Source organism: Pseudomonas sp. Y39-6 (assembly GCF_023651955.1).
Taxonomy (GTDB): domain Bacteria; phylum Pseudomonadota; class Gammaproteobacteria; order Pseudomonadales; family Pseudomonadaceae; genus Aquipseudomonas; species Aquipseudomonas veronii.
The window spans coordinates 5,326,626-5,340,270 of the sequence record NZ_CP069594.1; the positions used below are offsets into that span (position 1 = coordinate 5,326,626).

Annotated in this window: 9 protein-coding genes; 5 read left to right on the forward strand and 4 right to left on the reverse strand. The window is 61.9% G+C overall.

The features are described from left to right. Positions 1 to 199: 199 nt before the first annotated feature. Entirely contained in the window at positions 200 to 3,688 is a 3,489-nt protein-coding gene (smc, locus tag JN756_RS24140) for a chromosome segregation protein SMC (RefSeq protein ID WP_046489415.1), read from the reverse strand. A 2-nt stretch (positions 3,689 to 3,690) separates the two neighbouring features. After that, entirely contained in the window at positions 3,691 to 4,350 is a 660-nt protein-coding gene (locus JN756_RS24145; RefSeq protein WP_017845232.1) for a GntR family transcriptional regulator, read from the reverse strand. A 280-nt stretch (positions 4,351 to 4,630) separates the two neighbouring features. Here JN756_RS24145 and xdhA point away from each other — a divergent pair, with 280 nt between their 5' ends. The 4 genes from xdhA to guaD all read left to right on the forward strand — a co-directional run bounded on the left by xdhA (position 4,631) and on the right by guaD (position 10,814). After that, a complete protein-coding gene (gene xdhA, locus JN756_RS24150; protein WP_201021435.1) occupies positions 4,631 to 6,076 on the forward strand; it encodes a xanthine dehydrogenase small subunit in 1,446 nt (481 codons plus the stop codon). Further along, positions 6,069 to 8,468 (forward strand): xanthine dehydrogenase molybdopterin binding subunit, encoded by a 2,400-nt coding sequence (gene xdhB / locus JN756_RS24155; protein WP_201021436.1) that lies wholly within the window; start codon positions 6,069 to 6,071, stop codon positions 8,466 to 8,468. The genes xdhA and xdhB overlap by 8 nt, the downstream gene beginning before the upstream one ends. Before the next feature lie 189 nt (positions 8,469 to 8,657). Further along, positions 8,658 to 9,497, forward strand: a complete 840-nt coding sequence (gene xdhC, locus JN756_RS24160) for a xanthine dehydrogenase accessory protein XdhC (RefSeq protein WP_108524751.1) — start codon at positions 8,658 to 8,660, stop codon at positions 9,495 to 9,497. 12 nt (positions 9,498 to 9,509) lie between these two features. Next, entirely contained in the window at positions 9,510 to 10,814 is a 1,305-nt protein-coding gene (guaD, locus tag JN756_RS24165) for a guanine deaminase (RefSeq protein ID WP_057003812.1), read from the forward strand. A gap of 66 nt (positions 10,815 to 10,880) precedes the next feature. Here guaD and JN756_RS24170 read toward each other — a convergent pair whose 3' ends face one another. Then, positions 10,881 to 11,645 (reverse strand): GntR family transcriptional regulator, encoded by a 765-nt coding sequence (locus JN756_RS24170; protein ID WP_046382440.1) that lies wholly within the window; start codon positions 11,643 to 11,645, stop codon positions 10,881 to 10,883. Between the two features lie 226 nt (positions 11,646 to 11,871). Between JN756_RS24170 and JN756_RS24175 the strand changes: the two genes are divergently transcribed. Beyond that, positions 11,872 to 13,062, forward strand: coding sequence for a benzoate/H(+) symporter BenE family transporter (locus JN756_RS24175; RefSeq protein ID WP_046382439.1), 1,191 nt, complete (start codon positions 11,872 to 11,874; stop codon positions 13,060 to 13,062). Positions 13,063 to 13,099: 37 nt separating this feature from the next. On the opposite strand, the gene JN756_RS24180 is transcribed toward JN756_RS24175, so the two are convergent. After that, complete coding sequence (locus tag JN756_RS24180; protein ID WP_046382438.1) at positions 13,100 to 13,444, reverse strand: YggL family protein; 345 nt, start codon at positions 13,442 to 13,444, stop codon at positions 13,100 to 13,102. Between the last annotated feature and the right edge of the window lie 201 nt (positions 13,445 to 13,645).

The window sequence follows — 13,645 nt, forward strand, 5'->3', positions numbered from 1 at the left end:
GCTTTAAAACGTGGCGCCAACTCTATGTTCTGACTGACGTTTTGCCCACGCATACGAAAAATTGACATTAAACTAGCACGACCAAAGATAACTTTACACCGTCTGTCAAAATGCCTTGAACAAATATGCCAATTTGCCACTTTCGTCAGACCGGTAAACCGCCCTACATCGCGCTGATAATCTTCGTTGCCGGCATGGCTCAGGAATCCACCATCGCCATCGCCTCTTCGACATCCACCGCCACCAATCGCGAACAGCCCGGCTCGTGCATCGTCACCCCCATCAACTGATCCGCCATTTCCATGGCGATCTTGTTGTGGGTGATATAGATGAACTGCACGGTCTGGGACATCTCTTTGACCAGGCGTGCGTAACGTCCAACGTTAGCGTCATCCAGTGGCGCGTCAACTTCATCGAGCATGCAGAACGGCGCCGGGTTCAACTTGAAGATGGCAAACACCAGGGCCAATGCGGTCAGGGCTTTTTCGCCGCCGGACAACAAATGGATGGTGCTGTTCTTCTTGCCCGGAGGCCGCGCCATGATCGTTACCCCTGTATCGAGTAGATCTTCGCCCGTCAGTTCCAAGTAAGCGCTGCCGCCACCGAAAACTTTTGGGAATAACGCCTGTAAACCGCCGTTAATCTGATCAAAGGTATCTTTGAAGCGGTTGCGGGTTTCCTTGTCGATCTTGCGGATCACGTTTTCCAGGGTGTCCAGGGCTTCCACCAGATCGGCGTCCTGGGCGTCCAGATAACGTTTACGCTCGGACTGTTGCTGGTATTCGTCGATGGCGGCGAGGTTGATCGCACCGAGTCGCTGGATACGCGCGGCAATCCGCTCAAGTTCTTCTTCGGCGTCTTTCTCGTTGGCCTGGGCGGTCAGGGTGTTGAGCACCCCGTGCAGGTCGTAGCCGTCTTCGAGCAGTTGGTCCTGCAGGGTTTTGCGGCGCACGGTCAGGGCCTGCCATTCCATGCGCTGTTGCTCGAGCTGGCCGCGAATCAGTTGGGATTGCTGCTCGGCCTGGGTGCGGCGTTTTTCCGCGTCGCGCAGTTCGCGGTCGGCGTCTTCCAGGGCGATTTGCGCGGTCTTGAGTTCTTCGTCGACGGTCATGCGCTTGTCGAGCAGTTCTTCGAGCTTGAGCCGCAACTCTTCCAGGGGCGCTTCGCCCTCCTCCAGGTTGAGGCTCAGTTGCTCACGCTTTTCGGTCAGGCGCTCGGACTGCATCTCCAGGCGCTCCAGGGCCTGGCGCGTGGAATCGTGCTGGGCGCGCAGGGAGCCGAGGCGCACCGCCAACTGGTGGGCATGGTCCTTGTGCTGGCGCGCTTCCTGGCGGACCCGGTCGAGGCGTTCGCGCAGGCTGTCGCGCTGGGCCAGCAGCAATTCGCGCTGCTCGGTGTCGACGGCCATGCTGTCGAGGGCTTCCTGCAATTGCAGGCGCGCCTCGCCGATCTGTTCGTGTTCGAGGGCGCGCTGCTCGCCCATCTCGGCCACTTCTTCGTCGAGGCGAGTGCGGCGCAGGGTCAGTTGCTCGACCTTGGCCTTGCTCGCCGACAACTGGGCTTTCAATTCGCCCTGCTGGCGCGCTTCGTCCTGCAACAGGCGGCGCAGGTGTTCGCGGCCGGTCTCTTGCTGGCGCTGGGTGGCGCGCAGGGTCTGCAGTTCGGTTTCCAGGCTTTCCAGGGTGGCTTCGCGCTCTTCACGCTCGGCGATCAGCTTGACGATTTCCTGGCCACGGGCCAATACGCCACTTTCCGCCTCACTGGCGCGGCGCACCCGCAGGAAGTGGCGGCCGACCCAATAGCCGTCGCGGCTGATCAGGCTTTCGCCGGCGCCCAGTTGACCGCGCTGGGCCAGCGCCTGCTCGAGGGATTCCACCGGTTTGACCTGGCCCAGCCACGGCGCCAGGTCAAGCGCCGCCTCGACTTTATCCAGCAGGCTACCCGGCACGCGCGCGCCATCGGCGGCGGGGCTGAGCAAGCGCAGATCGCCCTGGGCAAAACCGGCCAGGTCGAAGCCGGCAAAATCATCCACCAGCACCGCTTGCAGGTCGGCGCCGAGCACGGTTTCCACCGCCAACTCCCAACCGGCCTCGACCTTCAAGCCCTCCGCCAGACGCGGGCGTTCGGCCAAGTGCTGGTCACGCAGCCATTCGGCGGTGCCGGTGCCAGGGTCCAACGCGGCCTGCTGCAAGGCTTCGAGGGACGCCAGGCGCCCGTTGAGCCGCTGCAGATCGCCTTGGGCCTGTTGCTGGGCCTGGGTCGCCTGTTGCAGTTGCTGACGCAATTGCTCCAGGCGCTCCACTTGCTGTTCTTCGCTGGCTTCCAGCTCTTCGAGGGTCATTTCGCTTTCGGCGAGTTGCTCGCTCAGCTCCAGGATCGCCGCGTCTTCCGGGTCGGCGGCGAGCAGCACGCGCTCTTCCTGCAAGCGACGCTGGCGCTCGGCCAGGCGCTCCATGCTGGTTTCCAGTTGCTGGATGCGCGACTGCTGCACCTCAGCCTGGCGGCGCGGTTCGGCGGAGCGCAGGTTAAAGGTGTCCCACTGCTCCTGCCAGCCGTGCATGGTGGTCTCGGATTCTTCCAGAGTGGCGGCGGCTTCTTCGGCAGCAGCGCTGGTGATTTCCTGTTCGGGGGTGAGCATGTCCAGCTCTTCGCCGAGGGTCAGCAGCAAGGTGCGGTCGTGGCCGAGGTGGGACTCGGTCTCCAGGCGCGCGCGCTCGGCTTCCTTCAGATCGTCCTGCAACTGGCGCAGACGTTGCTGGCCGTGCTGGATGCTCTGCTCGACCCGGGCGATGTCGCCGCCCACCGAATAGAAGCGGCCCTGCACCAGATTGAAGCGCTCGGACAGGTCATGATGCCCGTCGCGCAGGCGCTCGATGCTGGCGTCGGCGTTGCGTTGTTCGGCCACCAGGGCTTCGAAGCTGATTTCCTGGGTGCCTATGATCGCTTCGCGCTGGCCGACCTGATCGTTCAGCGCCTGCCAGCGCAGGGCCGACAGTTGTGCCTTGAGCTGACGCTCTTCGCCCTTGTATTCCTGATACTTCTCGGCGGCCTGGGCCTGGCGGTGCAGGCGCTCCAACTGGCGCTCCAGCTCTTCGCGCAGGTCGGTCAGGCGGGCGAGGTTTTCATGGGTGCGGCGGATACGGTTTTCGGTCTCGCGACGGCGCTCCTTGTACTTGGAGATGCCGGCAGCTTCTTCGATAAAGTTACGCAGGTCTTCGGGCTTGGCTTCGATCAGCTTGGAGATCATGCCCTGTTCGATGATCGAGTAGCTGCGCGGGCCAAGGCCGGTGCCGAGGAAGATATCGGTGATGTCCCGACGGCGACACTTGGTGCCGTTGAGGAAGTAACTGTTCTGGCTGTCGCGCGTCACTTTGCGGCGGATGGAAATTTCCGCGTAGGCCGCGTATTCGCCGACCAGGGTGCCGTCAGAGTTGTCGAACACCAGTTCGATGCTGGCCTGGCTCACCGGCTTGCGACTGGTGGAGCCGTTGAAGATGACGTCGGTCATCGACTCGCCACGCAGGTTTTTTGCCGAGCTCTCGCCCATCACCCAGCGCACGGCATCGATGATGTTCGACTTGCCGCAGCCATTGGGCCCGACCACCGCCGCCATGTTACTGGGGAAGTTCACCGTGGTCGGGTCGACGAAGGATTTGAACCCCGCCAGTTTGATGCACTTGAGCCGCACGCTTAGGCGTCCGCCAACGCAGCGATCACCAGCGAGCAACTGCGCTGGCCGTAGGCCGACAGCACCAGGCGAATCTGCGGCAAGTCACGGGCGAGCACGGCGGCGAGCAATTGCTCGAACAGCGCGAGGTATTCGCTCATGGAAGCCTTGCGTTGATCCAGGGCCAGGTAATAGGCGCGGTTCATCGCCGGCTGCAGGTTCTCGACGGTTTCCTGCAAATACGGATTGTTGGCGAAGGGGTACGCGGCACGCATCACATTGAAGCTTTCTGCGACGAAGGCGCGGATGTCCTGGCGTTCGAAATTGCTCACCAGGCGCTGCTGGATCTGCACGAACGGCGCCATGTCGGCCTGGGTCTGCCAGCCCTGCGCCACCGCATTGCCGAGCAGGATGTACAGCTCGGCCATCAACGTACACAGGCTCTGCACCTTGTGCGCGGTGAGTTCGGTGACGTGGGCGCCACGGCGCGGCAGGATCGCGATCAGGTGGCGACGTTCGAGGATCAGCAAGGCTTCACGCACGGAACCGCGGCTGACATTGAGTGCCAGCGTAACCTTCTGTTCCTGGATCCGTTCCCCAGGCTTGAGATCGCCGCGAATGATACGTTCGGCGAGGTGGTGAGCGATTTGCTCGGCGAGACTGTCCGGCGCCTTGAACGTCATGTTTTCCCTTCAAAATCTTCTATCGATACAAGCGCGCCAGTGTAGCGCAAATGCCCGCTGATGGCGCTCGGCCCACCTTCAAGAATTTGGCATGAAATAAGCAGCGATGAACCGCCAGAAGCCCCCAAAAACGCCGGTTCCAGAAGACTGGACCATAATTGATAGGGTTGTGACCGCATTTTCTTGACCCTTAGGTCAGAAAATCATTGACCGAAAAGTCAGACATGACTAGATTCGGCGCAAAGCGGTTAACAACAATAATGAGTCTGTGAGGCCTTCCGTGATCCAGTTTTTACTTAACCAGGAACTCCGTAGCGAGCACGCCCTGGACCCCAACCTGACCGTGCTCAACTACCTGCGCGAGCATGTGGGCAAACCCGGCACCAAGGAAGGCTGTGCCAGCGGCGATTGCGGCGCCTGCACCGTGGTGGTCGGCGAACTGCACAGCGATGAGCAGGGCGAGCGGATTCGCTATCGCAGCCTGAATGCGTGCCTGACGTTCGTGTCGTCGTTGCACGGTAAACAGTTGATCAGCGTCGAAGACCTCAAGCACCAGGGCCAACTGCACAGCGTGCAACAGGCGATGGTGGAGTGTCACGGTTCGCAATGCGGCTTCTGCACCCCCGGTTTTGTGATGTCGTTGTTCGCCCTGCAAAAAAACAGCGATGCGCCCGACCGCGACAAAGCCCATGAAGCCCTGGCCGGCAACCTGTGCCGCTGCACCGGCTATCGCCCGATCCTCGCCGCCGCCGAACAGGCCTGCTGCAACAAACCCCAGGATCAGTTCGACAGCCGCGAGGCCCAGACCATCGCCCGCCTCAAGGCTATCGCGCCGACGCACACCGCTGAACTCAACAGCGGCGACAAACGCTGCCTGGTGCCGCTGACCGTCGCCGACCTGGCCGACCTCTACGACGCCTACCCCCAGGCCCGCCTGCTGGCCGGTGGCACCGACCTGGCGCTGGAAGTCACGCAGTTCCACCGCACGCTGCCGGTGATGATCTACGTCGGCAATATCGACGAGATGAAGCGCATCGAGACGTTCGACGATCGCCTGGAAATCGGCGCCGCCACCGCCCTCTCCGATTGCTACACCGCGCTGCGCCACGAATACCCGGACTTCGGCGAACTGCTGCAGCGCTTCGCCTCCCTGCAAATCCGCAACCAGGGCACCCTGGGCGGCAACATCGGCAACGCCTCGCCGATCGGCGATTCGCCGCCGCTGCTGATCGCCCTCGGCGCGCAGATCGTGCTGTGCAAGGGCAACGTCCGTCGCACCCTGGCGCTGGAAGATTACTTCATCGACTACCGCGTCACCGCACGCCAAGACAGCGAGTTCATCGAGAAGATCATCGTGCCCAAGGGCCACACGGGGTTCCGGGCGTACAAGGTATCCAAGCGCCTGGACGACGATATTTCCGCGGTGTGCGCGGCGTTCAACCTGAAGATCGACGACGGTGTGATCAGCGACGCCCGCGTCGCCTTCGGTGGTATGGCCGCCACGCCCAAACGCGCACAACACTGCGAAACCGTGCTGATCGGCGCGTCCTGGAATGCCGCCACCGTGGAGCACGCCTGCGCCGCCCTGGCCGAGGATTTCACCCCGCTGTCGGACTTTCGCGCCAGCAAGGAATACCGCCTGCTCAGCGCGCAGAACCTGCTGCGCAAATACTTCATCGAGCTGCAAACGCCGCACATCGAAACTCGGGTGACCGCTTATGTCTAACCATCACGCCGTGGCAAAAAACCAGGCCGAACTGGCCGAGCTGTTTTCTCAGGACCTGACCTCCGGCGTCGGCCGCAGCGTCAAGCACGACAGCGCCGCCAAGCACGTATCCGGCGAAGCGCAGTACATCGACGACCGCCTGGAATTCCCCAACCAGCTGCACCTGTATGCGCGCCTGTCCGACCGCGCCCACGCCAAAATCCTCAACATCGATACCGCGGCCTGCTACGCCTTCGACGGCGTGCGTATCGTCATCACCCACGAAGACGTGCCGGGGCTCAAAGACATCGGCCCGCTGCTGCCGGGTGATCCGCTGCTGGCCATCGACACCGTGCAGTTCGTCGGCCAGGTGGTGCTGGCCGTGGCCGCCCGCGACCTGGAAACCGCACGTAAAGCGGCGCTGGCCGCAGTGATCGAATACGAAGACCTGGAGCCGGTGCTGGACGTGGTCGAGGCCTACCGCAACCAGCATTTCGTGCTGGACAGCCACACCCATCAACGCGGCGATTCGGCAACGGCGCTGGCGGCCGCGAAGCATCGCATCCAGGGCACGCTGCATATTGGCGGCCAGGAACACTTCTACCTGGAAACCCAGATTTCCTCGGTGATGCCCACCGAAGACGGCGGCATGATCGTCTACTGCTCCACGCAAAACCCCACCGAGGTGCAGAAGCTGGTGGCCGAAGTGCTCGACGTGTCGATGAACAAGATCGTCGTCGACATGCGCCGCATGGGCGGCGGTTTCGGCGGCAAGGAGACTCAGGCCGCCAGCCCCGCGTGCCTGTGTGCGGTGGTCGCGCGCCTTACCGGGCAGCCGACCAAGATGCGTCTGCCGCGCGTCGAAGACATGCTGATGACCGGCAAGCGCCACCCCTTCTATATCGAATACGACGTCGGCTTCGACGACAGCGGGCGCTTGCACGGCATCCAGCTGGAGCTGGCGGGTAACTGCGGCTGTTCGCCGGACCTGTCGAACTCGATTGTCGACCGCGCCATGTTCCACGCCGACAACGCGTATTACCTGGGCGATGCCACGGTCAACGGCCATCGCTGCAAGACCAACACCGCGTCCAACACCGCGTACCGCGGCTTCGGCGGCCCGCAAGGGATGGTCGCCATCGAAGAAGTCATGGACGCCATCGCCCGTCATCTGGCCCTCGACCCGTTGGCGGTGCGCAAGGCCAACTATTACGGCAAGACCGAGCGCAACGTCACCCACTACTATCAGACCGTCGAGCACAACCTGCTCGAAGAGATGACTGCCGAGCTTGAGGCCAGCAGCCAATACGCCGAGCGCCGCGAAGCGATCCGCCGCTACAACGCGCACAGCCCGATCCTGAAAAAAGGCCTGGCGCTGACCCCGGTGAAATTCGGCATTTCCTTCACCGCCAGCTTCCTCAACCAGGCCGGCGCGCTGATCCATATCTACACCGATGGCAGCATTCACCTGAACCACGGCGGCACCGAGATGGGCCAGGGCTTGAACACCAAGGTCGCGCAAGTGGTGGCCGAGGTGTTCCAGGTGGACATCGACCGTGTGCAGATCACCGCCACCAACACCGACAAGGTGCCCAACACCTCGCCGACCGCCGCCTCCAGCGGTGCCGACCTGAACGGCAAGGCCGCGCAGAACGCCGCCGAAACCATCAAGCAACGCCTGGTGGAATTTGCCGCGCGCCACTACGCGGTGAGCGAAGCGGACGTGGCATTCCACAATGGCCATGTGCGCGTGCGCGAGCAGATACTGAGCTTTGAAAGCCTGATCCAGCAGGCGTATTTCGCCCAGGTGTCGTTGTCGAGCACCGGCTTCTACAAGACCCCGAAAATCTTCTACGACCGCAGCCAGGCGCGCGGTCGGCCGTTCTACTACTTCGCGTTCGGCGCGGCCTGCTGCGAAGTGATCGTCGACACCCTGACCGGCGAATACAAGATGCTGCGCACCGACATTCTCCACGACGTCGGCGCATCGCTGAACCCGGCCATCGACACCGGCCAGGTCGAAGGCGGCTTTATCCAGGGCATGGGCTGGCTGACCATGGAAGAGCTGGTGTGGAACGACAAGGGCAAGCTGATGACGAACGGCCCGGCCAGCTACAAGATTCCGGCCGTGGCCGACATGCCCTTGGATTTGCGCGTGAAGCTGGTGGAAAACCGTAAGAACCCGGAAGACACGGTGTTCCATTCCAAGGCCGTGGGCGAACCACCGTTCATGCTCGGGATTGCCTCGTGGTGCGCGATCAAGGATGCGGTGGCGAGCCTAGGTGACTATCGCCACCAGCCGAACATCGATGCGCCGGCGACGCCTGAGCGGGTGTTGTGGGGCTGTGAGCAGATGCGGAAGTTGGGGGCTGCGAAGGCGGTTGAGGCTGAAACCGAGATGGCTTCGCTCTGAATCGAGGCGCTGCCATCGGGGGCAAGTCGAATCGTCGCACCGCCCCTCCCACATTTTTGATCTGTGAATACATTCAAGTATGGGAAGGGGCTTGCCCCTCCCACATTTTTGATCTGTGAATACATTCAAGTGTGGGAGGGGGCTTGCCCCGATGACGGTAGAACTGACAACAGAAATGTTGAGGTAGACATGAACAACTGGATCAGCGCCCTCGCCAACCTGCAAAACCAGGGCGAACCCTGCGTGCTGGTGACCATCATCGAAGAGCTCGGCTCCACGCCGCGCAATGCCGGTTCGAAGATGGTCATCAGTGCCGCACACACGTTCGACACCATCGGCGGCGGGCACCTGGAATACAAAGCGATGCAGATCGCCCGCGACATGCTCGCCCGCGGCCAGCAACACACCCATCTGGAGCGCTTCAGCCTCGGCGCGAGCCTGGGCCAGTGCTGCGGCGGCGCGACCGTGCTGCTGTTCGAACCCATGGGCCAGGTGCAGGCACAGATCGCCGTATTTGGCGCCGGCCACGTCGGCCGCGCCCTGGTGCCGTTGCTGGCGAGCCTGCCGTGCCGGGTGCGCTGGATCGATTCGCGCGAGCAAGAGTTCCCGGAATACATCCCACAAGGCGTGCGCAAAATCGTCAGCGAAGAACCGGTCGACGAAATTGCCGACCTGCCCGTAGGCAGTTACTGCATCGTGATGACCCACAATCACGCGCTGGACCTGGAACTCAGCGCCGCCCTGCTCAAGCGCAATGACTTTGCCTACTTCGGCCTGATCGGTTCAAAGACCAAGCGCGTCAAGTTCGAGCACCGCCTGCGGGATCGCGGCGTCGACGCCGCACAACTGCAACGCATGCGCTGTCCCATGGGCCTTAGCGAAGTGAAGGGCAAATTGCCGGTGGAAATCGCCATCTCCATCGCCGGCGAAATCATCGCCACCTATAACGCCCATTTCGGCCAGCACACCGCGAGCGCCGAACCCATTGCCCAACTGCTGCCGGCTTCGCGTCGCAGCCAAGCTATCTAAATTGAGATCACCATGCCTTCGACTCGCAAAGCCTACCGCGCCGCCATCCTGCACAGCCTCGCCGACCCCGCCGAAGTGGGGATTGAGGCGTCCTATGAGTATTTCGAAGACGGCCTGCTGGTCATCGACAACGGCCGGATCAGCGCCCTGGGCCACGCCCACGACCTGCTGCCGCACCTGCCCGCCGAGGTCGAAATCACCCACTACCAGGACGCGCTGATCACCCCCGGGCTGATCGATACGCATATCCACCTGCCGCAAACCGGCATGGTCGGCGCTTATGGCGAACAGTTGCTGGACTGGCTCAACACCTACACCTTCCCCTGCGAGCGCCAGTTCGCCGACAAGGCCCATGCTGAGGACGTCGCGGAGATTTTCATCAAGGAACTGCTGCGCAACGGCACCACCACCGCGCTGGTGTTCGGCAGCGTGCATCCGCAATCGGTGCAGGCATTCTTCGAGGCCGCCGAAAAACTCGACCTGCGCATGATCGCCGGCAAGGTGATGATGGACCGCAACGCCCCCGACTACCTGACCGACACCGCCGAATCCGGCTACCAGGAGAGCAAGGCGCTGATCGAACGCTGGCACGGCAAGGGCCGCCTGCACTATGCGGTGACGCCGCGCTTCGCACCTACCAGCACGCCGCAGCAATTGGCGCTGGCCGGGCAACTGCTGGGCGAATACCCCGACCTGTACATGCAGACGCACATCAGTGAGAACAAGCAGGAAGTCGAGTGGGTCAACGAGCTGTTCCCCGAGCGCAGCGGCTACCTGGATGTGTACGACCACTACCAGCTATTGGGCGAACGCTCGGTGTTTGCCCACGGCGTGCATCTGTGCGATGACGAATGCGCGCGGTTGGCGCAGACCGGCTCGGCAGTCGCATTCTGCCCGACCTCGAACCTGTTCCTCGGCAGCGGGCTGTTCAACCTGCCGATGGCCGAGAAGCACAAACTCAACGTGGGCCTGGGCACTGACGTCGGCGGCGGCACCAGCTTCTCGTTGCTGCAGACGTTGAACGAAGCCTACAAGGTCATGCAACTGCAAGGCGCGCGACTGAGCCCGTTCAAGTCGCTGTACCTGGCCACCCTGGGCGGTGCGCGGGCGCTGCGGTTGGAGGACAAGATCGGCACGTTGCAGCCGGGTACCGATGCGGACTTCCTGGTGCTGGATTACAACGCCACGCCACTGCTCAGCTATCGCATGAAGCAGGCCAAGGACATTGCCGAGAGGTTGTTTGTATTGATGACGTTGGGGGATGACCGGGCGGTGTTGCAGACCTATGCGGCCGGTAATCTGGTCCACCAACGCTAATTTCAGATATGCCACAAACCCAAATGTGGGAGGGGGCAAGCCCCCTCCCACATTTTTTGATCGGGCTTAGAGTTTGACCGACGAACGCCCCGGCTTCTTGCTCTGCAACAAATGCGAGAACACCGCATGCAAATCATCCGACGCGCTTTCCTCGTCGAGGTTGAGCTTGCTGTCGATATGATCCATGTGATGCATCATCAAATTCACTGCCAGCGCCGCGTCTCGGGCTTCGATCGCATCAATCAACTGACTGTGTTCATCGTAGGAACAGTGCGAGCGGTTGCCGCTTTCGTACTGCGCGATGATCAATGAGGTCTGGGACACCAGGCTGCGCTGGAAGCTGATCAGCGGCGCGTTCTTCGCCGCTTCGGCCAGCTTCAGATGGAATTCGCCGGAAAGGCGGATACCGGCACCGCGATCGCCGCGGGAGAAGCTGTCGCGTTCGTCGTTGACCATCTGCCGCAACTCGGCCAACTGCTCCGCCGTGGCGTGCTGCACCGCCAGCTCCGTGATCGCCCGCTCGACCAGGCGCCGGGCCAGGAACACCTGGCGCGCTTCTTCGACACTCGGGCTGGCCACCACCGCGCCGCGATTGGGCCGCAGCAGTACCACGCCTTCATGGGCCAGGCGCGACAGCGCGCGGCGAATGATGGTGCGGCTCACGCCAAAGATTTCGCCGAGTGCCTCTTCGCTCAATTTGGTACCGGGTGCCAGGCGTTGTTCGAGAATCGCCTCGAAGATATGCGCGTAGACGATATCGTCCTGGGTTCCGCTGCGGCCGGTCTTGCTGGCTCGCGGTTGTTTCTTGAGAGGTTGCAACTGTTCGTTCATGGGCACTCGGATCGGGAGAACGGCGGCGAATTAACGGTAATACGGCAACAAAGAGGCGCTGGCAAGTATCAGCTAAAATCAGCGCACATTGTACACAACCCCATGCGCCAACACACTGTACGGCTGTTTGCGAGCCCGGCTGTATTGCAATGAGTCGTTACGTTTGAGTTTAGGCTTGAATCTGCGCCTTCACTGGCAAACTCCCAGGTAAAAGGAACACCTCGCCATGACCGACGCCACCCAAGCGCCCTTGCGCCCACTGGCCGACACTTCTCCCTCGGCCATCGTCGCCGGTTTCATCGCCATGATGACCGGCTATACCAGCTCCCTGGTGCTCATGTTCCAGGCCGGCCAAGCCGCCGGTTTGACCAGCGCGCAGATTTCCTCGTGGATCTGGGCGATTTCCATCGGCATGGCGGTGTGCAGCATCGGCCTGTCCCTGCGCTACCGCACACCGATCACCATTGCCTGGTCGACACCCGGCGCAGCGCTGTTGATCACCAGCCTCGGCGGCGTCAGTTACGGCGAAGCCATCGGCGCCTACATCACCTGCGCGGTGCTGGTGACGCTCTGCGGGCTGACCGGCAGCTTCGAAAAACTGGTCAGACGCATCCCGGCGTCGCTGGCGGCGGCCTTGCTGGCGGGGATTCTGTTCAAGATCGGCAGCGAGATTTTCGTCGCCGCGCAGCATCGCACCGGCCTGGTGCTGGGGATGTTTTTCACCTACCTGCTCATCAAACGCCTGTCGCCGCGGTATGCGGTACTCGCCGCGCTGGTGATCGGCAGCGTGCTGTCCGGGCTGATGGGGCTCCTGGATTTCAGCGGCTTTCACCTGGAAGTGGCAACGCCGGTCTGGACCACACCGCACTTCTCGCTGGCGGCGACCATCAGCATCGGCATCCCGCTGTTCGTGGTGGCGATGACCTCGCAAAACATGCCGGGCGTCGCAGTGTTGCGCGCCGACGGCTATAACGTGCCAGCGTCGCCGCTGATCACCGTCACCGGCCTGGCCTCGCTGGTGCTGGCGCCGTTCGGCTCCCACGGCATCAACCTGGCGGCGATCAGTGCGGCGATCTGCACCGGACCCCACGCCCATGAAGACCGTAACAAGCGCTACACGGCGGCAGTCTGGTGTGGCGTGTTCTACGGCATTGCCGGGGTGTTCGGCGCCACATTGGCGGCCTTGTTCGCAGCATTGCCCAAGGAACTGGTGCTGTCGATTGCGGCATTGGCGTTGTTTGGCTCGATCATCAATGGCTTGAGCATCGCCATGAATGAGCCGAAGGAACGGGAAGCGGCGCTGATCACCTTTATGGTCACCGCGTCAGGCTTGACGTTGTTTTCCATCGGGTCGGCGTTCTGGGGGATCGTGGCGGGGGTGTTGACGCTGCTGATTCTGAACTGGCGCAAGGCATAAAAAAACGGCGACCCTCAGGTCGCCGTTTTGTTTAGTATCACTTAGCCGCGTTGATCGGCTTTTCCGGATACCACACGTCCATCAACGGGCTGACTTCAGCCTTGGTCAGCTCGGAACGGGTTTTCAGCCAGGCGTCAACGGCAGCACGCTGCGCTTCGGAGACCGAGCCACGCTTCTGCAGGCAAACCAGACCGTAGTCATCGCCGCCGACATAGCCCAGACCGTTGGCTTCCATGGCTTCTTTGATGAATGCTTCGAGGAAAGCGTCGATAGCTTCTTCACTCAGGCCTTCGTTGAAGTCCAGGTTCAGTTCGAAACCCAGCTCTTGAAATTCATCAACGCACAGTTTTTTGCGCAGACGCTGGGAACGGTTAGTCGCCATTGGAACAATCCTCATAAGTAATAACGGGCGGCACTTTAGCAGCTTAAGGCAGCGATTGCCCGACTCTCTGGGACAGGCGGCGAAATGCCTGGAAAAAAAACCCCGATTAGCAGCTATCGTTCAGCTACAAGTGGTTCCAGCTTGGGGCATAATGCCGACACTTTCATGACTACTGAGGGATTTTCTTACATACCCCTCGCC